The 1727-nt window shown below is 68.0% G+C and carries 2 protein-coding genes and 1 pseudogene; all 3 read left to right on the forward strand.

Annotation, left to right across the window (positions count from 1 at the left end; all coding sequences use genetic code 11):
- Positions 1 to 93: pseudogene (locus tag ABZ646_RS46160) on the forward strand (carboxyl transferase domain-containing protein); the annotation flags it as partial.
- 18 nt (positions 94 to 111) lie between these two features.
- A complete protein-coding gene (locus ABZ646_RS46165) occupies positions 112 to 426 on the forward strand; it encodes an FCD domain-containing protein (protein ID WP_360533661.1) in 315 nt (104 codons plus the stop codon).
- A gap of 47 nt (positions 427 to 473) precedes the next feature.
- A partial coding sequence (locus ABZ646_RS46170) for an aldehyde dehydrogenase family protein (protein WP_360533664.1) occupies positions 474 to 1727 on the forward strand: 1254 nt, incomplete at its 3' end.

Consider the following 1727-nt stretch of genomic DNA (forward strand, 5'->3'; position numbering starts at 1 on the left):
GAGCACGGCGGCATCATCCGCCACGGCGCCAAGCTCCTGTATGCGTACTGCAACGCGACGGTGCCGCCGATCTCGCTGGTGCTGCGCAAGGCCTAGCTCCTCGCAACGGCGATGGAGCACACCGACGACGTCGAACGGTTCCTGCAACTCGACCGGGAGTTTCACCTGGCGAGCTACGCGATCGCCGAGACGACGATGCTGCAGGAAATGACGGTGCGGCTGTGGAACCGCACCCAGCCCTACCGCCGCGTCTACACACGCATGTTCCGGGCCGACGGCGACCACAGCGTCCACTACGAGCACCATCTCATCGTCGCGGCCCTGCACCGGCGGGACGCCGAAGGGGCCGAGCGGCTGCTGGCCGGACACATCCGGCGCACGCGTCTGGAGCTTGCCAGGCACCCCGAGGTCTTCGACCTGGTGTGACCTCCCGATTCCGATGTGCCTTGCTGATCCTGAAAGAGAGCTTCCCCATGGCGATAGCCACCGTCAACCCCGCGACAGGCGAGACAGTCAAGGAGTTCGTGCCCGACGAACCGGCCAATGTGGAGCGCAAGCTCGCCGCGGCTCAAGCCGCGTTCGAGGCGCTCGGAACGACCACGTATGAGCAGCGCGCGACCTGGATGCGCGCGTCGGCCGACCTGCTGGAGAGCGAGGTCGAGGAACTCGCGAAGATCCTTGTCACGGAGATGGGCAAGCCGATCGCGCAGGCCCGCGCCGAGGTCCTCAAGTCCGCGAAGGGCATGCGCTTCTACGCCGACAACGCCGAGAGGTTCCTCGCCGACGAGCCGCTGGAGGACCCTGCCCAGGTCGGGGCGTCCCGGGCCTACGCCCGGTACGAACCGCTCGGCGTCGTGCTCGCGGTGATGCCGTGGAACTACCCGCTGTGGCAGGTCATCCGCTTCGCCGCCCCCGCGCTCATGGCCGGCAACACGGGAATCCTCAAGCACGCCTCGAACGTGCCCCAGTCAGCGCTGTATCTCGACACCCTCTTCGCACGCGGGGGCTTCCCCCAGGGTGCCTTCCACACGCTGCTAGTCGGCACGGCCGTGGTCGGCGAGGTCATCAAGGATCCGCGCGTCAAGGCCGTCACGCTCACCGGGTCCGAGCCGGCCGGCCGGGCGGTGGCGTCCGCCGCCGCGGCCGAGGTGAAGAAGTCCGTACTCGAACTCGGCGGCTCCGACCCGTTCATCGTTCTGCCCAGTGCCAATCTCGAGGCAGCCGCCACCACGGCCGTGAAGGCCCGTATCAGCAACAACGGCCAGTCCTGCATCGCCGGCAAGCGCTTCATCGCCCACAGGGACGTCTACGACGAGTTCGCGCGGCTCTTCGCGGAGAAGATGGCCGCGCTGAAGGTCGGCGACCCGTTCGACGAATCGGTCGACGTGGGTCCCGTGGCGACCGCGGGAGGCCGCGACGAGCTGACGGAGCTGGTCGACGACGCCGTGTCCAAGGGCGCGTCCGTACTGGCCGGCGGGCACCCGATCGACGGCCCTGGCTACTTCTTCGCACCGACGGTCCTCGCCAACCTCACCGATGACATGCGGATCGTGTTCGAGGAGACCTTCGGACCGGTCGCCTCGCTCTACCGCGCCGAGGACGTCGCCGACGCCGTCCGGATCGCCAACCAGACCACGTTCGGACTGAGTTCGTCCGTGTGGACGAACGATCCCGAGGAGGAGTCGTACTTCGTCCGGCACCTCGACGCCGGCGCCGTCTTCGTCAAC

Origin of the sequence: Streptomyces sp. NPDC007162 (assembly GCF_040634175.1) — a bacterium.
In the GTDB taxonomy this organism is placed as follows: Bacteria; Actinomycetota; Actinomycetes; order Streptomycetales; family Streptomycetaceae; genus Streptomyces.

Excerpts from the sequence above, each read along its gene's own strand:
- ABZ646_RS46165 (WP_360533661.1), top strand. The coding sequence starts at position 112 with ATGGAGCACACCGACGACGTCGAACGGTTCCTGCAACTCGACCGGGAG.